This is a genomic window from Vicinamibacterales bacterium (assembly GCA_036504215.1).
Taxonomy (GTDB): domain Bacteria; phylum Acidobacteriota; class Vicinamibacteria; order Vicinamibacterales; family Fen-181; genus FEN-299.
The window spans coordinates 114,372-136,961 of record DASXVO010000046.1; the positions used below are offsets into that span (position 1 = coordinate 114,372).

Genomic DNA, 22,590 nt, shown 5'->3' on the forward strand with positions numbered 1-22,590 from the left:
GGCCCTATGCTCCCTGGCGTTTCCGGCACGCTGGTATCGGAGTACTTCCTCGAGGAGATCCTGCCCGTGCTGTTTGCGGGCCGCCTCGGTGAGAGCACGCGTGCCCACGGCTGGCGCAGCCTCGTCCGCTGGCAACGCGACCGCGGCCGGCTGCTCGGGCCGGTCAGCAGCGCACGCGTGGTGTTCGACACGGCCGCCATACCTGTGGCCGCGACCCTTGGGTTTACCGCGGGCCCCGCAGCGCCGATTCCGCGCGCGGATCTCATCGTCGCGCCGCTGCTGGCGGATGACTCGATCCGCCTGCTGCTCGTAACAGCGGCGTGGTCACAGGACCTGGAACAGATCTGGCGCACGAGTATTCGTCATGGCCTGGCTGCCGGGACCAGGTGGTGCGTCTGCACGAACGGGCGCAGCCTGCGGCTCGTTGACGCGCGCGCCACCCACGCGCGCCGTTTCGTGCAGTTCGACCTCGACGCTGCGATCGACGACGAGCGGAGCATGGCGGCGCTCTGGGCACTGCTTGGCGCAGACACTTTCCTGGTCCAGGAGACCGGTGCGTCGGACCACCGCCGCATCGATGAAGCGGAGTCGTCCGGCGACATCTCCCTGATCGAACAGGTCGTTGCCGCGTCGGCCCGCCACACGGTTGGCGTCTGTCGGTCGCTGAGACGCGGGGTCCTCGAGGCGCTTGGCGAGCTGCTGTCGGACTTTGCCGGCTGCACCCGCAACCCGCACACGACACCTGGACCCGATCTCGACGCCATTCACGAACAGGCATTGACCGTCGTCTACCGGATCCTGTTCCTCCTGTTCGCCGAATCGCGGAGCCTCGTTCCGGTGTGGCACCCGGTGTACCGCGACAGCTACTCGCTCGAGGCGGCGCGAACTCTCGCCGAGCGGCCCGGCCCCGCTCGTGGTCTGTGGGAGACGCTGCAGGCCATTTCCCGGCTCGCGCACAACGGGTGCCGCGCTGGCGACCTGCGCGTGACACCGTTCAACGGTCGCCTGTTCGCGCCCGCGTCGACGCCGCTCGGCGAGCACGGTCGCGTGAGCGACGAGTCGGCGCGGAGGGTGGTGCTGGCGTTGTCCACGGCGCCGGGGCGATCGGGTGCGGCCCGGGCGCGCATCGTGTATCGCGACCTGGGCGTCGAACAGCTTGGTGCGGTGTACGAAAGCGTACTCGACTACCGTCCGCGCCTCGAGCCCGACACGGCTCCAGCGCCAGCGCGCGCACCGAACCGCCGACTGCGAGGTGGAGTGCGGGTGCGCCTCGAGCCGGGCGGCCGGACGCGCAAGGCCACGGGCACGTTCTACACGCCGCGATCGATTACCAGCCACCTGGTGCGGCAGACGCTCGAGCCGCTCGTCGCGCACGCGACGACCGAAGACATCCTCCGCCTCCGGATTGTCGATCCCGCGATGGGCAGCGGCGCCTTTCTGGTTGCCGCCTGTCGGTTCCTCGCCGCCGCGTACGAGGCGGCGGTCATCGAGGGCGGCGGTTGCCAGCCGAACGATGTGTCGGACGAGGATCGCCGTGGGTTCAGGCGCCTGATCGTGCAGCGGTGCGTGTACGGCGTGGACCGAAATCCGGTCGCCGTCCAGCTTGCGCGGCTCTCGCTGTGGTTGACGACGCTCGCACCCGATCGGCCGCTGACGTTCCTGGATCACCACCTGCGCGTCGGTGACAGCCTCGTCGGTGCATCGCTCGACGACCTGCGGCGATGCCCGCCCGGTTGCGCCGGAAGAGCGGAGCGGTCTGGCGATGTCGGCGGCCGGCTGCCTCTGTTCGGCGACGAGCCGACGGGGCCTGACATCCGGGCGGTCTGGCCGGATCGCGACCGCGTTGCCGCGCTGCCGGACGACACGTTGGCGATCGTGCGGGAGAAGGAGAGGCTTCTCGGCGCCATGGCGGGCGAGGCCTCGCCGCTGGCGCGGTGGAGAACGCTGGCGGATCTCTGGTGCGCGTTCAGCTTCATGGATCGCCGCGTCACTGATGGCGGCCGCCTGTTCGGTGCGCTGGCGGATCAGGTCCTGCGCGGGCGCCCCTCCCTGCCGTTGGCGCTGTCCGCGTCCCGGCTCGACGAGGCGCGCGAGGCCGCGCGGCAGCGTCGATTCTTCCACTGGGTGCTCGAGTTCCCTGAGGTGTTCTTCTCCGCCGACGGGACGCCGCTGGCGCGGCCGGGGTTCGACGCAGTGATCGGCAACCCTCCTTGGGACATGGTGCGCGGCGACGACCGCGACGCGGCTGCCCGCAGGGGGGGCAAGGTGGAGAGCGGCCGGCTCCTTCGCTTTGCCCGCGACTCCGGGCTCTACCGGGCGCAGGGCGCGGGTCACGCGAATCTGTACCAGTTGTTCGTGGAACGTGCCGTCCGGCTGGCCAGGGACGCCGGACGGATTGGCCTTGTCGTGCCGTGGGGGCTGGCCGCCGATTCCGGGTGCGCGCCCCTGCGCCGCCTGCTGCTCGATCGCTGTCGCGTCGATTCACTCATCTCCTTCGAGAATGCCAACGCGATCTTCCCGATTCATCGCAGCGTGCGTTTCCTGGTCTTCACGGCCAGCACGGGCGGACGGACCGACGCCATTCCCTGCTGGCTGGGGCAACGGGATCCGGCGGTCCTCGATGCGATTGGAGAGGGCCCGAGCGGATCCGGACCTCGGTGGCCGTTCATCGTCACCCGCGGCCTGCTGCAGCGGGTGTCAGCGGACGATCTCGCGATTCCCGACCTGCGGACGCGGCTGGATCTCGAAATCCTCGAACGCGTGGCGCACGCGTTTCCGTCCCTTGCGTCCCGTGACGGGTGGGGCGTCGAGTTCGGCCGCGAGTTGAACGCCAGCGACGACCGCCCGCACTTCGACAGCAGCCCAGAGGGTCTTCCGGTGCTGGAGGGCAAGCATCTCCAACCGTTTCGCGTGGTCGTGCCGGCGGACGGCGCTCGTATCGCCGCAGCAGCCGCACATCGACTGCTCCGCCAGTCCCCCACCTTCGGCAGGCCGCGGCTGGCCTATCGTGACGTCGCGAGCGCGACGAACAGGCTGACGCTCATCGCCGCGATCGTTCCTGGCGGGTGCGTGACGGTGCACACACTGTTCTGTGCGCGAACGCCGCTCAGCGACGAGGACCAGCAGTTCCTGTGCGGTATGTTCAACAGCCTGATGGCGAACTACCTCGTTCGGCAACGCGTCACCACGCATGTGAGCGCCGGCATCATCGCCCGGTTGCCCGTGCCTGGACCCAGCGTCGCGTCGCCCCAACGACACCGGATTGCGTCGCTCGCGGCCCGTTTGTCGACAAGCCGTGAGCCGGAAACCGACGCGGCGTACGTGCAATTGCAGGCTGAGGCGGCGGCGGTCTATCGGGTGACGGCGGCGGAACTCGAGCACATCCTCGGTACGTTTCCGCTGATCGACGCTGCCATCAGACGTCAAGTCGCCGACGCGTGGGCTGATCTCCGCTGAAGCCCGCCCCTCTTTGGCCCGGCAGCACGGCCGCGACGGCGGCGGCACCGAGGGGCGTCCTCACGGCCAGCTCGACTCAGGCAAGCACGACGGCCATCAGGACCGCCAACTGGTCGCCGTCGTTGCGAACGCTGTGAGTTTCACCGTTCCCGGTCAGCATCGCATCTCCGGCTTCGAGACAGGTATCGACGCCGTTGTCCGTGGCCGTCAGCCGGCCGCTCAACAGGTAGTAGATTTCCGCATCGGGTCCGTGCGCGTGCACCCCGATCGACTGACCCTTCTCCAGGTTCAGGAGGGCGCAGAGGTTCACCTTCCCGAAGCACTCGCTCTTCTCGAGCAGGTTGATGCAGCGGATGGTGCCGTCACCGCCGCGGATCTGGTCTCGCATCTCGATGCGCATGTCCTGTTGTCTCTTGATCATGTCACTCCCCTTCTCTGTCGCGTCCCGGCAGGTTGGCCGATCCGAGGGCGCCATTGTAGGCGACACACCGCGGATCGGAGGAGCGTGGCCTGTGTTTCGGCGGCTGCCGTATACCCTTACAGTAGCGCCACGACCAGGCTGCCGAGCAGGATGGCCAACACCGTCGTGGTGAGAGCGAAGAACGGCCAGTCGCGTTCCAGGACGTATTCGGCGACCGAGATCACCACGCGCCCAACCGGCGTGGCCATCAGGACCAGCAAGCCCGCCGTGGTCAGGAGGCCGGCCAGGCGGGCATTCCCGCCAGCCAGTTGAAGCACGAGGCCGACCGCAAGCAGCGTGGTGCTGGTCGTCACGCCAATCCGCAGCACACGGCCCAACCACCGTTCGAGTCGTCCGACGTCTGGAGCGATCATCACGACTTCACCAGCATGAGCATCGAGACAGCCACGAGGACGGCCGCCAGCAGGATCTTCAGCCATTTGGCGCGAGCCCTGGCGCCGACCGCGAAGCCAGCCCGGGATCCGACCATGACGCCGAGCACCGTGGCCGCCGCCATCCACGCGACGACCTCACCGCGGCCGTAGTAGATCACCGCGCCAGCGGTGGCCGTCACGCCAATCATGAACGCGCTCGTGGCCGCCGCGGCCCTCATCGGCACTCCGCACCAGATGTTCAGCGCCGGGACCTTGAGGATGCCGCCGCCCAACCCGAGGAGCGACGAGACGCTCCCGGCCACGAACGACACGACCATCGCCAGCGGCACCCGCCTGACCTGGTACGAGACCACTGCGCCGCTCTCGGCTTCGTAGTACCGCCCGCCGAGCCGGCCGGGATCCGCCGCAGGGTCGAGAATCACGTTTCGTCGCTCGAGCCGCGTCAGCATGGCGACCGCAGAGAGCATGGCGACGATCCCGAACAGGCGTTCGAGCGTCGGTGTCGAGAGCGAGGCTGCGGTGATGCCGCCGGCGAGACCGCCAGCGGTGGTCGCCACCTCGAGCAGCATGCCGAGCCGGAGATTCACCAGGGAGCGGCCCAGCCGGCCGGAGGTGACCACGCTCGAGGTCGCGATGACGGTGGTCAGGCTGATGCCGACCGCCAGCCGCATGGGCAGATGGAGCACCAACACCAGGAACGGGACGAGAAAGACGCCACCGCCAAGACCGAGGAGTGCGCCGAGCACGCCCGCACCGCCGCCTGCCAGGAAGAGTACGGTCACGAGGAATGGCGAGATGTCCGGCATCACTGCGGGGTGCCGAACTCGAAGGGCTTCAGCACGCCGTACAGCGTCGCCATCACCGGCGTATCGATCGCCGCGGCGCGGCCGCGCCGGATCACGGTTCCGACCAGCGCCTGGAGCTCCAGCGGTCTGCCCGAGACGAGATCGACCATCATCGACGACCGCATGGTCGCCGGGCTGTTGTCCATGTACCGCATCTTCTGTTCCCGGACGTCGTCGGCCACCGCGACGCCGGCGTGGCGCGCAAGCTGCTCGACCTCGCCCATCGCGCGGTGGAACGCGTCACGGAACGCCGGCTGTGCCCAGGCGGGACCAACCGCCAGCCGGGCCGCAGCCGTCAGCGCCGCGACTGGGGCGAGGAAGATGAACTTCTCCCAGATGGGGATGCGGCTGTCGGCGGCGGCTTCCGACTGGATGTCCGCTCCGGCCAGCACCTCGTGGACGCGCGAGACCCTTTCGCTGATCACCCGATCGCCGGCTGCTTCGCCAAACACGATCCGACGAACCGTGCCGACGTGTTCGATCTCGCCTGGCGCGGTCAGCGTGGCGCCGATGTACGTGGCGCCGGCGAGAACGTGCCCCGCGCCCACGACCGCCGCGACCTCGTCGGCGCTGTCCACGCCGTTCTGCAGCGTCAGCACGGCCGTGTCCGGACCGACGAGGGGTGGCAGCAACAGGAGCGCCTCGCGGTTCGAATACGTCTTCACGGCGAGGATCACGAGATCGACCGCGCCGACCAGGGCCGCGTCGGCTTCGGCCCGGGCCGCGACCACGAAGTCACCGAGCTGGCTTCGAACGCGCACGCCTCGCTCACGAACAGCCCGGAGGTTTGTTCCACGCGCGATGAACACGACCTCGTGCCCCGCCTGCGCGAGCCGCCCGCCGTAGTAGCCCCCGACCGCACCTGCGCCGACAACCGCAATTCGCATGGGGTTCAGCTAATCCTTCTTCACAACGCCGATGTTCGCCACCGTCTCGCCCTTCGTCATGGACGGCACCGCCCGGAGGTAGAGCACGACGCCCGATTCAGGAGCGCGAGCCTCGAACACGGTCTTCCCGACGTAATCCGTCACGTAACCTACGAGCCTGCCCTTCTGCACGTAGGTTCCGCGCTTGACCAGCGGATAGAATACGCCCGTCTGCTCGCTGGTGATGCCGGCGATTCGCTCGATCCAGACCGGATTGTCGATGATCGTCGGCACGCCCGGCAGCATCTTCAGGTATCGCATCACGCTCAGGCACCCGTTGATGAGCGCATTCACATCGTCGGTCTCCACGGTGCCTGCGTGCCCCGCCTCGGCCGTCAGTGACGGCTTGCCGCGCGTGCTCGCCGTGTTCTCGAGGTAGCGCGACTGCGCCGGATCCTTCGGGCGGTCGGCGGAGATGATGATCGTGTCGAGTCCGAAGGCGAGCGCCATCTCGCGTGCGATCTGATCCTGTTTCTGGTTGCCGGTGACCGTCCAGTAACTGTAGGGTCTGAGGCTCTCGTCGAGATCCCCTCCGTGCAGATCGATCAGATGGTCGCTCGGTTCGACCACCTGTTTCGTGATCAGGTAGGCTGCGCGTTCGGTTTGCGACCCGTTCGGATTCCCCGGGTAGAACCGGTTCATGCTCTTGCCGTCCACCGGATTGACGTGCGCGATCTTCTGCTCGAACGACGCCAGGTTCACGAGCGGCACGACGATGACCGTACCGGCGATCTGGGCGGGCTCGAGAAGCGCAATCATCTTCTCGAGCGCGATGATCGACGAATACTCCGTGCCGTGAGCGCCGGCCACCAGCGCCAGGACGGGACCGGGCCGCGCACCGTTGACCACGGCCACCGGGATGTTCGTGGCGGCGTCGCTCCCGGCGGGCACCGCAATGATGCCCGTGACCTTCTGGCCGCGCGCCGCCGGGGCCGTCCCGCCGGGGACGGTCGGCCTCGGGTCGGCCGTCTGCGCCGCGGCAGCGGCGGTGACAACCCCGATCACGGTGAGTAGCAGAATTGCGCGAACGAGCATGGTCTTCATGGTGAACTCCGATCATCATCGCGATCCAGGTGGCGTGCGCCAGCAGGTCGCGAGGCTTGCGCCACAACGCCGGGAGGCTCCGGCGCAGGGCAGTATCGGTCGCGCGGGGCGGGAAAGCAATGGCATGGTCCGTTCGAGGTAGAATCGCGCGGATCCACTCACGCGCAGGAAGCAGCCACTGATGAGCGCAATCCGGCAGGTCACGAAGATTCCAGGGCCGAACTCCGAGGCCGTCATGGCCCGTCGTGAGGCGGCCGTGCCGCGTGGCCTCTATCACGCGACGCCGATCGTGGCCGCAAGGGCCGAAGGTGCGATTGTCGAGGACCTGGACGGCAACCGTTATATTGATCTTGCGGGCGGCATCGGCACGCTGAACGTCGGGCACTCGGCGCCCGCCGTGGCCGCCGCCGTGCGGGCCCAACTCGAGCGCTTCACGCACACCTGCTTCTCCGTCGCACCCTACGAGAACTACATCGCGCTGGCCGAGCGGCTCATCCGGCTGACCCCGGGATCGTTTGCGAAGAAGGCGATGTTTCTGAACACCGGCGCCGAGGTGGTCGAGAACGCGGTGAAGATCGCGAGACACGCGACGGGACGCCCGGGCGTGCTGGTATTCGAGGATGCCTTCCACGGCAGGTCGCTGCTCACCCTCTCGATGACGAGCAAGGTCCATCCCTACAAGGCCGGATTCGGCCCGTTCCCCGGCGAGGTCCACCGTGTGCCATACGCGTACTGCTATCGCTGCGCGTACAAGCGGACACCGGAAGAGTGCGCGACCGCCTGTGTCGATGCGATCGCGGATCACTTCAAGCGGTACTTCGATCCCGCGTCGATTGCCGCGGTCGTCGTCGAGCCCGTCCTCGGCGAGGGCGGCTTCGTGGTGCCGCCGCGCGACTTCCTGCCCCGCCTCGCCTCGCTCTGCCGCAGCCACGGTATCGTCGTCGTGGCCGACGAGGTGCAGTCGGGCTTCGGGCGTACAGGACGGATGTTCGCCTGCGAGCACTCGGGGTTCGAGCCCGACATCCTGGTCATGGCGAAGTCCCTGGCGGGCGGCCTTCCGCTCGGAGCCGTCGTTGGCCGCGCGGACCTGATGGACTCACCCGAGGTCGGCGGCCTTGGCGGGACCTTCGCCGGGAATCCGCTGGCCGTCGCCGCCGCGCACGCCGTGCTGGATCTGTTCGAGGACGGCTCGATGCTGGCCCGTGCCGAGGCAATCGGCGCGCGGATGGAAGACCGGGCGAGGACCTGGCTGCAACGGTTCCCTGTCGTTGGCGACGTGCGGCGGCTTGGGGCCATGGTGGGAATCGAACTGGTCGCTGACCGCGCGACGAGGGCGCCAGCCAAGGACGCGACGTCCGCGGTCGCCAGGCTCGCGTGGCAGCGTGGCGTGCTGTTGATTACCGCGGGCACCTACGGGAATGTCCTCAGGAGCCTCGTGCCGCTGGTGATCTCAGACGCCGAACTCGACGAGGCCCTCGACGTCCTCGAGAGCTGCCTGGCCGACGTGCGGGCCTGAACGGCGAATGCCGTTCTTCTACTGAGAGGCGTGGTCATGGCGAGCGAACATCCGTTTCTCCTGGCCGGTTCATGGGAGCGTTCCGCGCACGCGCTTCCCGTGGTCAACCCGTACGACAACTCGACGGTCGGTTCGACCTGGCTGGCGGGTGACCCAGAGTTCGAGCGGGCGACCGTGGCCGCCGTGGCTGCCGCGGCCGAGATGTGGCGCCTGCCCGCATACGAACGGGCGAACATCCTGATGCGCGCGTTCAAGGAACTCACCGAGCGGCGCGAGGAGATTGGCCGCACGATTGCCGGCGAGGCGGGGAAGGCCATCCGCGACGCACTGGGCGAGGCGGATCGCGGGACGATGACGTTCCAGGTGGCGGCGGAGGAGGCGCGACGCATCGGCGGTGAAGTGATCCCGATGGATCTCGCACCGCACGGCCGGAACAGAATCGCCTTCACCAGGCGCTATCCGATCGGTCCGGTCGCGGCCATCTCGCCCTTCAACTTCCCTTTCAATCTCACGGCCCACAAGCTCGCGCCGGCGATTGCCGCGGGCAATCCAATCGTGCTCAAGCCTGCCAGCAAGACGCCGCTGTCGGCGTTGATCCTCGCCGAGGCCCTCGACCACGCCGGAGTGCCGAAGGGCGCGCTGAGCGTGCTGCCGATGTCGCGTCGGACCGGGGATCGCCTGGTGACCGATGAACGTTACAAGCTGCTGACGTTCACGGGGTCGTCCAGCGTCGGGTGGGGCATGAAGGCGAGGGCCGGCCGGAAGAAGGTCATCCTGGAGCTCGGCGGAAACGCCGGCGTCATCGTCGACGAAACCGCGGACCTCGATTTCGCCGTTCGCCGGGTTGCGGTTGGCGGATTCGCACTGGCCGGTCAAAGCTGCATCTCGGTGCAGCGCGTCTACGTTCACCGCCGCCTGTTCGACCGCTTTGCGGCCGCCCTCGTCGCACGTGTCGAGATGCTGAAGGTGGGCGACCCGATGGATCCGGCGACCGACATCGGACCGATGATCGAAGAGCCGGAGGCCGCTCGCGTCGACGAATGGGTGAAGGAAGCCGTGCGGGAGGGTGCGCACGTGCTGACCGGCGGCACGCGGCTGGGGCCGGCGCTGTTCGCGCCGACCGTGCTCACGGGCGTGCCGGAAACCGCGAAGGTCTGCGCGCAGGAGGTCTTCGCGCCGGTTGTGGGCCTCTACCCGTTCGACGATTTCGCCGACGCGATCGCCCGGGTCAACCGGTCGTCCTTCGGGCTGCAGGCAGGCGTGTTCACGAACGACCTGCTCCGCACGCTCGTCGCGATGGACGCACTCGAGGTCGGTGGAGTCATCGTCAACGACGTCTCCGCCTGGCGCATCGACCACATGCCGTACGGCGGCGTGAAGGACTCGGGCATCGGCCGCGAAGGTCCTCGCTACACGATCGAGGAGATGACCGAACCGAAGCTCATCGTGATCAATCGTGACGTCGCGCAGGGCTAGGACGGTCCCAGGACCCGTTCCATGCGGATGATCCGGACGACCGTGTAGCTGCCGGTGCCGATCTGGCGCAGCAGGGCGATGTCCTTGTTCGCGCCAACCGCCAGCGGCCGCTCCGGCTTGAAGGCCTTCCAGTCCATCACCTGGACGGCCTCCCCTTCCTTCCAGCCCTGGTTCGTCACCGCGATGAGGCCCGTCGCGTCCACCGTTTCGAGCGCGGCGAACACGCGCATGTCACCCAGATCCTCGACACGGAGCGCCTGGACCGCCTGTCGATCGCCCTTCGGACCTGCCACCTTCACCACCCGACTCGAACCGAGGGCGAGGTCGCCGGTGAACGGCGCGATCCCGGTCCCCGGAACGATCGACGCGTTCTTGATGATGATCGTGTAGAGGTTCGAGTCGTTGATCGGAAGCGAGGCGTAGAGGTTCGCATCGGCGCCCTGCACGGCGTTCGTGGCGAGTGCGTCGAGCGCCGTCAGGATCGCGACGACGTTCAGCTTGATCAGTTCACGGTCGGCCGCGTCCCCTGCATAGGGGCCGGTTTCGATCAGCACGATCGGCGTGCCCCACTTCGTCACGTTGTCCCCGAACGCGCGGACCTCGAACTCGTCGTCGTATCGCGCAACCTGCCCGGGCGCCAGCGCCTCCACGGATTGCCGGATGACGGCGCAGGTGCGCTTGGCGAGCAGTCTCCCCGGGGTCTCCGTGCGGGCCTCGTCGAATGCCACGGCGAGCAGGGATATCGAGGCCGGCTTCGACTTGCCGGCCGACGTGCGCCAGTTCTGATTGTGCAGGTTGAAGCCGAGCGCGGGCTGCAGCCGATCGCGGAGCGCCTTGAGCGCGCGGCCCTCGGGCGCCTGCAGGAGCAGGGCATCGCGGTTGATGTCGATTCCCTGTGCGTTGCGCCGCTGGAAGCGCTGGGCGCCATCGGGGTTGAGCATCGGCACGACGTGAACCGTCAACTGCCGGAGCAGTCGCTGCACCGCCGGGTCCGCCTGGTGGTGAGCCACCATGCGCAGGATGTCGATGAGCGCCGACGTGGCGGTCGGCTCGTCGCCGTGCATCTGCGACCACAGGAGCACGTGCATCGGGCCGGTGCCGAACCAGATGTGGTTGATCGAACGCCCCTCTTCCGAGCGCCCGATTTGCTCCATCTTGTAGAGCCCGGCCCCTTCGGCCAACGCCGTGTCCAGGCTGACCAGCAGGCGGGCGTGATCGAGGAGGGCCGGCGGCCCCACGTCGACATGCTCGGCCTCCCAGATTCGCGCGACACCAAGCGCGTCGCGCTGGGGATCCTGCACCGCGGCGAAGGATACGCCGACAGGGATGCTCAGGACGGTGATCGCGGATAGCGCGAGAACGGCGCGGCGTGCGTGTCGATTCATGGCCGTAAGTATGTACAGGGACCGTCAGACCGGGAGCGGAGGGTGGAACAGGCTCTCGAGCGCCTCGCCGGCGTCATGGTGACCGAACCGGTATCCGCCCTCGAGGGCGCGCGCCGGTGTCATTTTCGTGCTCGCCAGGAGCAACGGGTCCGCCATCTCGCCCACCGCGATGCGAAGGGCGAAGCCGGGAGCGGGCATGAAGCTCGGGCGGTGGAGCACGCGGCCGAGTGCGATGGAGAACGCCCTGTTCCGGACGGGATTCGGTGACCCGAGGTTGATCGCGCCGCTGATCGCCTCGTTGCCCAGCGCCCAGGTGGTCATCCCGACCCAGTCGTCCACGTGGATCCATGACATGAACTGCCGGCCGGATCCCAGTGGTCCCCCGACACACAACTTGAACGGCAGCACCATCCGCGGCAGCGCCCCGCCGTCGGCCGCCAGCACGATGCCGGTCCGGAGCAGCACGACGCGAAGCGCCGACGCAGCCTTGCTGGCCTCTCCCTCCCAGAACGTGCACACGTGCGCGAGGAAGTCGTCGCCCGCCGGCGACTCCTCCGTCAATTCCTCGTCTCCGCGATCGCCATAGAAGCCCTGCGCCGACGCGTTGATGAGAACGCGCGGGCGATGCGTGAGGCCGGCGACGGCCTGGACGAGGCTTCGGGTCGCGTCGAGTCGGCTGTCGAGGATGCGGGCCTTGCGCTGTCTGTTCCAGCGCCCGCCCGCAATGGACTCGCCGGCCAGGTTGACGATCGCGTCCGCGTGCTCGAGCGCAGATGCCCAGTTCCCGGCGGTGCCGTCGGGATCCCAGGCGAACGTGGTGACGGGCGCCGACCACGGCGGCGTCCCGCCGCTGCCGCGGCGCGAGAGGACGAGCACCTGGTGGCCATCTGCCAGCAACCGGCGCTGGAGAGCGCGGCCGAGGAATCCGCTGCCGCCGGCGAGGGTTACCTTCACGCGGCTCCTCCTGGTTTGGACCGATGGACCATTCTACCGCCCTTGAGCCGCAAGCCTCGTGATGCTACCGTCGTCCGCGTGAAACCTCTGCATCCGACGCCCCTCCGGCGGCCGGACGCTTCGGGCGGTGCCGAACCGCATCAACCGCGGCTCCTCGACGCCCCGGCGCCTGGCGACCATCTGGCCGGAACCGTCGAACGAGTCACCTTTCACAACGAGGAGAACGGCTTCTCGGTGCTTCGCGTGCAGGTGCGCGGCCGCCGCGAGCTCGTCACCCTCGTCGGGCACGCGGCCTCGATCTCCGCCGGTGAGTTCGTCCAGGCCGAGGGCAGCTGGCAGAACGACCGCCAGCACGGTGTGCAGTTCAGCGCTCGCGTGCTCAACGCCGTCGCGCCGACGACCGTCGAGGGGATCGAGAAATACCTGGGTTCGGGACTCATCAAGGGCATCGGCCCGCATTTCGCCAAGCGCCTGGTGGGCGCGTTCGGAACCGCTGTCTTCGACGTCATCGACGGCGGGCCGGAGCGACTCCGCACGGTCGAGGGCATCGGTCCCGTGCGCGCGCAGCGCATGGTCGAGGCGTGGCGCGATCAGAAGGCCGTGCGTGAGATCATGGTCTTTCTGCACTCGCACGGCGTCGGCACGTCGCGGGCCGTGCGGATCTTCAAGACCTACGGTCCAGACGCCATCGCGATCATCAGCGAGAACCCGTACCGGCTCGCTGCCGACATCAGGGGCATCGGGTTTCTCACGGCAGATCGAATTGCCGGCACGCTCGGCGTCGAGAAGACCTCGATGATCCGCGCGAGAGCGGGGATCGGGTACACGCTGACCGAGGCGATGGACGAGGGGCACTGCGGGCTGCCGCTCGCCGATCTCCACGGGGCGGCGTCGAGGCTGCTGGAGATCCCGCAGGCGCTCGTCGCCGAGGCGCTGGATCTCGAGACGGCCGGCGGCACGGTGGTCCACGATACGGTCGATGGCGCGCCGTGCGTGTTCCTGTCCGGGTTGTATGCCGCCGAGCGGACGATCGCGGCGCGTCTTCGTGCGCTGGCTGCCGGCCACGTGCCGTGGAAACCGATCGACACGGCGCGCGCCGTGCCCTGGGTGGAAGCGCAGCTCGGCATGACGTTGGCGGCGATGCAGGCCGAGGCTGTTCGCCTCGCCGCGACGTCGAAGGTTCTCGTCATCACGGGCGGACCCGGCGTCGGCAAGACCACGCTGCTCAATGCCATCCTGACGGTGCTCCGCGTGCGCGGCGTCCGTCTGGCCCTGTGCGCGCCCACCGGACGCGCGGCCAAGCGCATGTCCGAGACGACGGGGCTCGAGGCGAAGACCATCCATCGGACGCTGGAGGTCGATCCCCGGAGCGGCGGGTTCCGGCGCCAGGAATCGAATCTGCTCGAGTGCGACCTGCTGGTGGTGGACGAGACGTCGATGGTGGACGTCCCGCTGATGCACGCGCTGCTGCGTGCCGTGCCGCCGCACGCGGCCGTGATTCTCGTCGGCGACGTGGACCAGTTGCCGTCGGTCGGCCCGGGCCAGGTGCTGGCGGACATCATCGATTCAGCGGCCGTTCCTGTCGTGCGGCTCACCGAGGTCTTCCGCCAGGCGAGCGAGAGCCGGATCATCGTCAACGCGCACCGCATCAACCGGGGCGAGTTGCCCGAGGTGACGGCAGGCGCGACGGACTCCGACTTCTACTTCAGTGAAATCGACGAGCCGGAGCAGGGTGTCCGCCGGTTGCTGCAGATCGTCCACGAGCGGATTCCCGCGCGGTTTGGCCTCGATCCCATCCGCGACGTGCAGGTGTTGTGTCCGATGAACCGGGGCGCGCTCGGCGCGCGCGCGTTGAATCTCGAGCTGCAGCAGCTCCTCAACCCCGGCCGTGAGGCGCGCATCGAGCGGTTCGGCTGGACCTTCTCGGTCGGCGACAAGGTGATGCAGGTCGAGAACGACTACGACAGGGATGTGTACAACGGCGATGTCGGCTTCATCACGGCGCTCGACCCGGATCGGGCCGAGCTCGTGGTGGACTTCGACGGCCGCGCGGTTCCGTATGACTGCTCCGATCTCGATCGCCTCGTGCTCGCCTACGCCACGACGGTGCACAAGTCGCAGGGCTCGGAGTATCCGGCCGTGGTGATGCCGGTGGCGACCGAGCACTATCCGATGCTGCAGCGGAACCTGCTGTACACCGGGGTGACGCGCGGCAAGCGGCTGGTCGTGATCGTCGGCCAGCGCAAGGCGCTGGCGATTGCGGTGAGCGGGCGCCAGGCGCGCCGGCGGTGGTCGAAGCTGAAGGAGTGGATGCAGGCGGACGGACCGCACTTGACACGCCGGGCGTTCGGGTGTTAACTAAATGGTTAGTGTGACCAACCGGTTAGTCATATAGACAGACCGGTCGCACCAACGGAGCCGCCGTGAAGAGACCCGCCGCCGACAGCCGGAACGCCATCCTCGCCGCCGCCACCACCGAGTTCGCGGCCCGCGGGTTCGACGGTGCCTCGGTAGACGACATCGCCCGCCGCTCAGGCCTCAATAAGGCCATGATCTACTACCACTTCAAGAGCAAACAGGGCGTCTACCTCGAAATCCTCCGCGAGATGTTCCGCGCCCTCGGCGCAAGGACCCGGACAATCGTCGAGTCCGACGAGACACCCGCACGCAAAATCGAGGCGTTCATCGATGCTTTGAACGCGGAAGCCGTCGCCCGGACCCACTTCCCCCCGATGATGATGCGCGAGATGGCCGACGGCGCCCGCCGTCTCGACCGAGACACGCTGGGCCTCATGGCCGCCCTGTTCGGAAACCTCAGCGCGATTCTCGCCCAGGGCGCTGCCGCTGGCGTCTTCCGGCCCACCAATCCCGTGCTCACGTACTTCACGCTCATCGCTCCGGTCATCTTCTTCCGCGCCACCGCCCCTGTCCGTCAGGCGCTGCAGAAGCACCGCCTCGTCGACGCCCCGGCCTTCGACCCGGACGCCTTCATCGCCTACCTGAAGACCGGCGCCCTGACGGTGCTGACCACCGGCGCCTCGTGTCCGCTCGCCGCCCCGCGATCCGCCGCAGGGCCCGTGGGGACCGTTGCCACCACCACCACCCGCCGCCGCCGCACGTCCCGATCTGGAGATCACGCATGAAGCCCATCAACCCCGTCATCCTCGTTTCCATGGTCCTGTCGCTGGCCCTACCGCTCGCCGGGTGCAAGCCCAAGACGCCATCCGACCGGGTTCGCGCCTCCGGAAACGTCGAGGCCACCGAAGTTCAGATCTCGGCGCAGGTCGGCGGCCGCCTCCTGGATCTGAAGGTCGTCGAGGGAAGCCGCGTGGCGAACGGCGACATCCTCGCGCAGATCGACACGACCGACGCCGAACTGGCGTTGCGGCGGGCAACCGCGGACCGTGACCAGGCGAAAGCACAACTCGCCCTCCTCCTCGCCGGCGCCCGATCGGAGGACATCCGCCAGGCCGAAGCCCAGGTGAGAACTGCGGAAGCGGACGTCGTCGCGGTCCGCGACGACCTGTCGTCGGCCGAGACAGATCTCGTCCGCTTCGAAAGCCTGCTCAAGTCGAACTCCGGCTCGCAGAAGCAGCGCGACGATGCGGCGACGCGGCGGGATGTGTCGAAGGCTCGCCTGCAGGCCGCCGACGAGCGCGTCCGCGCGGCCCGCGAGACCGTCGTCCGGCTTCGCAACGGCGCACGGCCAGAGGAGATCGCCGGAGCCAGGGCTCGGCTCGCGGCGACCGAGGCGCAGATCGCCACGCTGCAGCAGAACATCAAGGACGCCACCGTCGTCGCGCCAGTCACCGGCATCGTCACGCAGAAACTTGCGGACGTCGGCGAAATCCTCGCTCCTCGAACGCCCATCGTCACAATCGTCGATCTCGACCACGCGTGGGCCAACATCTACATCGACGAGCCGGCCGTTCCTCGGGTCCACATCGGCCAGGCGGCGACGATCTTCACCGATGCCGGGGGCGGCGGGATCGGCGGCACGGTGACGTTCATCTCGCCGAAGGCCGAGTTCACGCCGCGCAACGTCCAGACGGCTGAGGAACGCTCGAAGCTGGTCTACCGGATCAAGGTGTCGGTGGACAACCAGAAGGGCGTGCTGAAGCAGGGTATGCCGGTCGAAGCCGACGTCCCGCTGGCGGCCAGGTAGGGCTGGCGCCATGTCCGACATTGCCGTCACCCTCGATCGTGTGAGCAAGCGCTTCGGCCAGATCGTCGCGGTGAACGACGTGTCACTGGAGATCCGCCGGGGCGAGATGTTCGGCCTCATCGGCCCGGACGGCGCGGGCAAGACGACGACGATCCGTCTGATCTGCGGGCTGCTCAACACCGACGCGGGACGCATCCAGGTGCTCGGGCACGATCCGGTTCGCCACCACTCGGCCGTCACCCGAACCGCCGGTTACTTCTCGCAGCGGTTCAGCCTCTACGGCGACCTGAGCGTCGACGAGAACATCGCGTTCTTCGCCGAGATCCACGGGTTGAGCCACTTCGAGGAGCGCCGCAACCGGTTGCTCGACATGACGCAGCTCACACCGTTCCGTCAGCGCCTCGCCGAGCGGCTGAGCGGCGGGATGAAGCAGAAACTGGCGCTCGCCTGCACGCTCGTGCACGAGCCGCAGATCATCCTGCTCGACGAGCCGACGACCGGCGTGGATCCGGTCTCTCGCCGCGAGTTCTGGAAATTGCTGTCGGAGTTCCTGTCACAGGGCATCACCATTCTGATGGCGACACCGTACCTGGACGAGGCCGAGCGCTGCTCGCGCGTCGGGTTGTTCTCGGGCGGGCGGCTGCTTGTCGTGGATACGCCGGCCGCGCTCCGCGACAGCCTGCCCGGCGTGATGATCGAGGTGCTCGCCTCGCCGCAGGCCGAGGCGATCGCCGTCCTGAGGGCGGAACCTGGCGTCGCGGACGTCCAGAGCTTCGGCGAGCGCGCGCACGTCCGCTGCTCCGGGGACGACGCGGCACGCGCGATCGAGATTGTCGAGCGCACGCTGCGCGGACGCGGCGTGACGGTGACGAGCGTCCGGGAGATTCCGGCGTCGCTGGAGGACGTCTTCATCAACAGGGTGGCCCAGGTATGAAGCTGCACGTGGGAATCGTCGCGATGTTCGTGGCAGTCGCTGCGGGAGCGGGATTGGGCCGAGCGGACGATGGGGCCCAGGCGTCTTCCCGGATCACGCTCGAACAGGCGATCGAACGCGGACTGGCAACCAGCCATCGGCTCGCGGAGATTGGCGCGCGCCAGCAGGGTGCGGCCGCGGCCGTCGAGTCGCGCCGTGTCGCGAGCCTGCCGCTCGTCTCGGCACAAGCCGGCTACACCCGCACCAATCACGTTCAGGAATTTGGGATCGCGGTCCCTGGGAGCGCGCCGCGAATCATCTATCCGGATGTGCCGGACAACCTCCGCACGCGCCTCGACTTCCAGTGGCCGATCTACACCTTCGGCCGGACCGATGCCCTCGAGCGGGCCGCCCGCGCCGAACTGGAGGCCACCGGTCTCGACCTCGCAACCGCGCGCAACGACCTCACGCTCGAGGTGACGCGGGGGTTCTGGGCGGTCGTCACCGCCAACGAGTCGGTGCGCGTCGTCGAGGAGTCGCTGAAGCGCATGGATGCATCGCTCGAGGACATGCGCAACCGGCTGAAGGTGGGACTCGTCCCGCCAAACGACGTGCTGTCGATGGAAGCACAGCGATCGCGTCAGCAGATGCTGCTCATCCAGGTGCGGAACATGCGTGAACAGGCGCTGGCCGATCTCCGGCGCCTGACCGGCGCCGCGCCCGACGCGCCGCTCGACGTCGACGCGACGCTGGAGAGCGCGCCCGCGCCGGTGGCAACCGCCTCGGTTCTCGTCGCGGAGGCGCGGAAGGCCAGGCCCGATCGAGGCGCGATTGAAACGCGCATCAAGGGAGCCGGCGAGCGCCGCGAGGCGGCAGTCGCGAACAGGCGACCGGTGTTGAGCGTCGGTGCCGGCTTCGACGTCGCCCGCCCGAATCCCCGGATCTTCCCGCGCGCCGGGGAATGGAATGACTCGTGGGACGCGAGCGTGAACTTCACCTGGACGTTGTGGGACTTCGGGCGCGTGCGCGCGGAGGTCGCGGAGGCAACAGCGGCGCAGGCGGTGATGCGCGAGCGCCTGGCCGAGTTCGACAGCGTGCTGGACGTCGATGTGCGGCAGCGCCGGCTCGATCTCGAGTCGGCCACGGCCGCGGTGACCGCGGCCCGAGACGCCGTGCGCGCCGCGACCGAGGCCAGGCGCGTGGTCGGCGATCGGTTCGCCGCCGGCGTGGCGACGAGCACCGAGGTGCTCGACGCGCAGGTGGCGCTGCTGCAGGCGGGCCTCGATCGCACCCAGGCGCTGGCCAACGTCCGACTCGCCGAAGCGCGATTGAACCGTTCGCTCGGCCGATAGCGTGCCGTTGCCGGCGCGACCGCGCGCCGGCCCTGCGATCCCTGTCTCGAAGAACGGCTGAACTGTCATGGATGCCATCGTCGTCAAGGAACTGACCCGCCGGTTCGGCGATTTCGTTGCGGTGGATCACGTGTCGTTCACGGTGAAGACCGGGGAGATCTTTGGCTTCCTCGGCAGCAACGGCGCCGGCAAGTCGACGACGATCCGGATGCTGTGCGGCCTGCTGAAGCCGACTTCCGGAGCGGCCATCGTCGGCGGGGAGGACGTGAGCCGGAATCCCGAGGGCGTGAAGGCCAGGATCGGCTACATGTCGCAGAAGTTCTCGCTGTACGAGTTGCTGACCGTCGATCAGAACATCCGTCTCTACGCCGAGCTCTACGGCGTGGCGCCGGCGCGGTTTGCCGAGCGTCGACGCTTCGCCCTCGAGATGGCTGGACTCGAGGGTCGCGAGACGAGCCTTCCGCGCGACCTGCCCGGCGGTTTCCGTCAGCGGCTGGCGCTCGGCTGCGCCATCCTCCACGAGCCGCCAATCCTCTTCCTCGACGAGCCGACTGGGGGCGTGGATCCAATCTCGCGACGGCAGTTCTGGCGGCTGATCGATCAGCTGTCGAAGTCCGGCGTCACCGTGCTCGTCACGACGCACTACCTGGACGAAGCCGAGTACTGTCACCGACTGGCCGTGATCCACGCCGGGAAGATCGCAGCGCTCGGCACGATCGCCGAGCTGAAGCACGTGTTCGCGGACCGTCCCATTATCGAGATCCGCACCGGGCGCCCGGTGGAGGTGATGCGCGCGCTCGACGCGATGACGGAAGTCGAGGAGAGCAGCATGTTCGGCACCGCGGTGCACGCGGTGCTTCGTCCAGGTTCGTTCGGAGCGGCTGACCTTGTCGGGCGCCTGGAGGCGTCCGGTCTCGGCGTGGAGTCGTTGGAGTCCGTTCAACCGTCGCTCGAGGACGTGTTTCTCGACGTGGTGGAAAAGGCGGCGCGGGCATGAAGAAGGCGCTGGCGGTCGGCAAGAAGGAACTCAGGCAGATCATCCGCGACCGGCGCACGCTCATGATTCTGCTGTTCATCCCGGTCTTCTTCCTGCTGCTCTACGGGTACGCGCTGAACTTCGACATCAAGCACGTCGCGCTGGCGGTGCAGGACCGCGACGGCAGCACGGAGAGTCGGACGCTGGTGTCGGCGTTCCTGAACTCCGGGTACTTCGACTTTGCGGCCGCCATCCGCTCGCCCGAAGATCTCCGGCACGTGATGGACGCCAACGACGTCCGGGCGGCGCTCATCATTCCGGAGAACACGGGCCGCGCGATGCGACGCGGCGAAATCGCGCCGGTGCAGATCATCATCAACGGCGACAACGCAAACACCGCGGCCACGGTGATGGGGTACTCGCTGACGATCGTGCGCACCGTCTCGACCAACCTGATCCTCGAGCAGCGCGGCCTCTCGCTCACACCGCCCGTCACCGTCGAGCCCCGAATCTGGTTCAACCCGGAACTTCGCAGCACTCTCTTCCTGGTCCCCGGCCTGATCGCGTTCATCGGGATGATCACCGCCACGATCTCGACCGCGCTCTCGGTCGTGCGCGAGAAGGAGCGCGGCACGTGGGAGCAGGTTCGCATGGCGCCGATCGGCACGCCCTCGTACGTCATCGGCAAGACGCTGCCCTACCTCGGATTGTCGCTCATCTCGTCCATGGCGATCGTCGTCGCCGCGATGTGGCTCTTCGAATTGCCGATGCGGGGATCCTGGTGGTCGCTCCTGCTGGCCACGACGCTCTTCCTGCTCGGTGCCCTCGGTACCGGCCTGCTCGTGTCCACGATCGCCGACTCGCAGTTGGTGGCGTTCCAGGTCGCGCTCATTCTCGCCTTCCTGCCGACGTTCCTGCTGTCGGGGTTCATCTTCCCGATTCAGAACATGCCGCGACCGATCCAGATCGTGACCTACGCCGTGCCGGCGCGGTACTTCCTGGTTGCACTTCGCGGCATCGTGCTCAAGGGCATTGGGCTCGCGCTCGTGTGGCAGCAGGTCGTGGCGATGACGGCATACGCGGTGCTGGTGCTCGGCCTTGCGTCCATTCGGTTGGCGCGGGAGCGGGGATAGGCACGGAGGGATCATGCGACGCCTGTTGTTCCTGATCTGGAAAGAGCTGCTGGAACTGCGCCAGGACAAGCGCATGTTGCCGATCGTGTTCGTGGCGCCAATTCTGCAGCTGATCGTGCTCGGATACGCCGCGACGACCGACGTGCAGAACGTCCCGGTGATCGTGGCCGATGCGGATCGGTCGGCCGCGAGCCGGGATCTCGTCCAGCGATTCGAGGGTTCCCCGTACTTCACCGTCACGTCCGTCGTTTCGAACGTCAACGAGGTGGTGTCCAACCTCGAGGACGGCCGCGCCTGGATGGCGCTGTCGATTCCGGTCGGGTACGGCCAGAAGGTGGGAGCCGGAAGGCCGACGGCGGTCCAGGTCGTCGCGGACGGCACGGATGCGAACTCGACGAACATCGCGCTCGGCTATGCCTCGACGCTGGTCGCCGGCTACGCGCAGGAACTGGCCTTCGCGCGTGTCCCCGGCGGCCGGCCGCCCGGCGGCCTCCAGGCCGATGTACGCGTCTGGTTCAACCCCCAACTCGAGAGCAAGTTCTTCATGATCCCGGGTGTGCTCGCCATCCTGCTGATCGTGATGACGATCGTCCTCGCATCGATGGGCATCGTGCGAGAGAAGGAACTGGGAACCCTCGAGCAGTTGAACGTGACGCCGCTGCGCCGGTGGGAACTGATTGTCGGAAAGCTCCTGCCCTACGGCCTCATCGGCGCGGTCGACATCTTCCTGGTCACCGGCGTCGCGGTGCTGTGGTTCAAGGTGCCGCTGCTCGGCAGTTTTCCGCTCCTGTTCTGCCTGAGCCTCGTGTTCCTCCTCAGCACGCTCGGTCTCGGCTTGTTCGTCTCGACGATCTCGGACAACCAGCAGCAGGCGATGATGACCGCGGTGTTCTTCTTCCTCACGCCGATGATCTACCTGTCCGGTTTCGTGTTCCCCATCGAGAACATGCCGGCGGCGATCCAGCCGCTGACGTACCTCATCCCGCTGCGATACTACCTGGTCATCGTGCGGGGAATCTTCCTCAAAGGCGTTGGACTCGACGTGCTCTGGCCCCAGGCCCTCGCCCTGCTGGTCTGGGGCGTCGCAATCCTCGGACTGGCCACCCTGCGGTCAACCAAGCGCGCGACGTAGGATGTCGACTGACCGGCGGGAGGCGGCGTTCACGCGCGGATGATCATCACCTCGGTGGCCTTCACCAGGCCGTAGGCGGGCATGCCCGTCTTGAGGCCGAGCGTTCGGCAGGAGGCGCTCGTGATGATGGCGGTCAGCGTCTGTTCGCCGATGGCAATGGTGACCTCGGCGAGCAGGCCGCCATAGCGGATCCGCGTGATGGTGCCGAAGAGCTTGTTACGACCGCTGATGGCTGCCAGCGCCTCGCGGTCCGGCAGGCGGCCCTGCGATGTGCGGACGCCGCTCAATCGCTCAACTTCCGAACGTGGAATGCGGTGGTGTCCACCGGGGGTCTTCACCGAGCGGATGCGCCCGCGTTGGATCCACTGCTTCAGCGTCGATCCGCTCGTGCTCAGCAGCCGCGCCGCTTCCGACAGCCGAAACAGCGCCGGCTGCTCCTTCCTGCGCGTCACAGGCGACTTG

The 22,590-nt window shown here is 68.0% G+C and carries 19 protein-coding genes; 11 read left to right on the forward strand and 8 right to left on the reverse strand.

Going from position 1 to position 22,590, the window contains the following annotated elements; all coding sequences use genetic code 11:
• Positions 1–6 precede the first annotated feature (6 nt).
• Positions 7–3,456 (forward strand): N-6 DNA methylase, encoded by a 3,450-nt coding sequence (locus tag VGK32_13815; GenBank protein ID HEY3382847.1) that lies wholly within the window; start codon positions 7–9, stop codon positions 3,454–3,456.
• A 76-nt stretch (positions 3,457–3,532) separates the two neighbouring features.
• Here the strand turns inward: VGK32_13815 and VGK32_13820 are convergent, their stop codons facing one another.
• The 5 genes from VGK32_13820 to VGK32_13840 all read right to left on the reverse strand — a co-directional run bounded on the left by VGK32_13820 (position 3,533) and on the right by VGK32_13840 (position 7,126).
• Positions 3,533–3,877 carry a cupin domain-containing protein gene (locus VGK32_13820; protein HEY3382848.1) on the reverse strand — a complete coding sequence of 115 codons (345 nt, stop codon included), beginning with the start codon at positions 3,875–3,877 and terminating at the stop codon, positions 3,533–3,535.
• A 116-nt stretch (positions 3,878–3,993) separates the two neighbouring features.
• Positions 3,994–4,290 (reverse strand): DUF1634 domain-containing protein, encoded by a 297-nt coding sequence (locus VGK32_13825; GenBank protein ID HEY3382849.1) that lies wholly within the window; start codon positions 4,288–4,290, stop codon positions 3,994–3,996.
• A complete protein-coding gene (locus VGK32_13830) occupies positions 4,290–5,093 on the reverse strand; it encodes a sulfite exporter TauE/SafE family protein (GenBank protein ID HEY3382850.1) in 804 nt (267 codons plus the stop codon). Before VGK32_13830 ends, VGK32_13825 begins: the two co-directional genes overlap by 1 nt.
• Positions 5,094–5,116: 23 nt before the next feature.
• A complete protein-coding gene (locus tag VGK32_13835; protein HEY3382851.1) occupies positions 5,117–6,043 on the reverse strand; it encodes a 2-dehydropantoate 2-reductase in 927 nt (308 codons plus the stop codon).
• Positions 6,044–6,052: 9 nt separating this feature from the next.
• Positions 6,053–7,126 carry a M14 family metallopeptidase gene (locus VGK32_13840; protein HEY3382852.1) on the reverse strand — a complete coding sequence of 358 codons (1,074 nt, stop codon included), beginning with the start codon at positions 7,124–7,126 and terminating at the stop codon, positions 6,053–6,055.
• A gap of 181 nt (positions 7,127–7,307) precedes the next feature.
• Here VGK32_13840 and gabT point away from each other — a divergent pair, with 181 nt between their 5' ends.
• Together gabT and VGK32_13850 are read left to right on the forward strand one after the other, a co-directional pair.
• Positions 7,308–8,642, forward strand: a complete 1,335-nt coding sequence (gene gabT, locus VGK32_13845; GenBank protein HEY3382853.1) for a 4-aminobutyrate--2-oxoglutarate transaminase — start codon at positions 7,308–7,310, stop codon at positions 8,640–8,642.
• 36 nt (positions 8,643–8,678) lie between these two features.
• Entirely contained in the window at positions 8,679–10,118 is a 1,440-nt protein-coding gene (locus tag VGK32_13850; protein ID HEY3382854.1) for an aldehyde dehydrogenase family protein, read from the forward strand.
• Here the strand turns inward: VGK32_13850 and VGK32_13855 are convergent.
• Both VGK32_13855 and VGK32_13860 read right to left on the reverse strand, forming a co-directional pair.
• Positions 10,115–11,503, reverse strand: coding sequence for a M14 family zinc carboxypeptidase (locus VGK32_13855; GenBank protein HEY3382855.1), 1,389 nt, complete (start codon positions 11,501–11,503; stop codon positions 10,115–10,117). The two genes, VGK32_13850 and VGK32_13855, sit on opposite strands and share 4 nt — an antisense overlap.
• Before the next feature lie 24 nt (positions 11,504–11,527).
• Positions 11,528–12,457 carry a TIGR01777 family oxidoreductase gene (locus VGK32_13860; GenBank protein HEY3382856.1) on the reverse strand — a complete coding sequence of 310 codons (930 nt, stop codon included), beginning with the start codon at positions 12,455–12,457 and terminating at the stop codon, positions 11,528–11,530.
• A gap of 78 nt (positions 12,458–12,535) precedes the next feature.
• Between VGK32_13860 and VGK32_13865 the strand changes: the two genes are divergently transcribed.
• The 8 genes from VGK32_13865 (at position 12,536) to VGK32_13900 (ending at position 22,128) form a co-directional block, all read left to right on the forward strand.
• Positions 12,536–14,815, forward strand: coding sequence for an ATP-dependent RecD-like DNA helicase (locus tag VGK32_13865; protein HEY3382857.1), 2,280 nt, complete (start codon positions 12,536–12,538; stop codon positions 14,813–14,815).
• Between the two features lie 65 nt (positions 14,816–14,880).
• Positions 14,881–15,600, forward strand: coding sequence for a TetR/AcrR family transcriptional regulator (locus VGK32_13870; protein ID HEY3382858.1), 720 nt, complete (start codon positions 14,881–14,883; stop codon positions 15,598–15,600).
• Positions 15,597–16,622 (forward strand): HlyD family efflux transporter periplasmic adaptor subunit, encoded by a 1,026-nt coding sequence (locus tag VGK32_13875; GenBank protein ID HEY3382859.1) that lies wholly within the window; start codon positions 15,597–15,599, stop codon positions 16,620–16,622. The genes VGK32_13870 and VGK32_13875 overlap by 4 nt, the downstream gene beginning before the upstream one ends.
• 10 nt (positions 16,623–16,632) lie before the next feature.
• Entirely contained in the window at positions 16,633–17,556 is a 924-nt protein-coding gene (locus VGK32_13880; GenBank protein HEY3382860.1) for an ABC transporter ATP-binding protein, read from the forward strand.
• Positions 17,553–18,887, forward strand: coding sequence for a TolC family protein (locus VGK32_13885; protein ID HEY3382861.1), 1,335 nt, complete (start codon positions 17,553–17,555; stop codon positions 18,885–18,887). The genes VGK32_13880 and VGK32_13885 overlap by 4 nt, the downstream gene beginning before the upstream one ends.
• Positions 18,888–18,954: 67 nt before the next feature.
• A complete protein-coding gene (locus tag VGK32_13890; protein ID HEY3382862.1) occupies positions 18,955–19,884 on the forward strand; it encodes an ABC transporter ATP-binding protein in 930 nt (309 codons plus the stop codon).
• Positions 19,881–20,996, forward strand: coding sequence for an ABC transporter permease (locus VGK32_13895; GenBank protein ID HEY3382863.1), 1,116 nt, complete (start codon positions 19,881–19,883; stop codon positions 20,994–20,996). Before VGK32_13890 ends, VGK32_13895 begins: the two co-directional genes overlap by 4 nt.
• A 13-nt stretch (positions 20,997–21,009) precedes the next feature.
• A complete protein-coding gene (locus tag VGK32_13900; protein HEY3382864.1) occupies positions 21,010–22,128 on the forward strand; it encodes an ABC transporter permease in 1,119 nt (372 codons plus the stop codon).
• 29 nt (positions 22,129–22,157) lie between these two features.
• Here VGK32_13900 and VGK32_13905 read toward each other — a convergent pair whose 3' ends face one another.
• Positions 22,158–22,580, reverse strand: coding sequence for a helix-turn-helix transcriptional regulator (locus VGK32_13905; protein HEY3382865.1), 423 nt, complete (start codon positions 22,578–22,580; stop codon positions 22,158–22,160).
• Positions 22,581–22,590 lie beyond the last annotated feature (10 nt).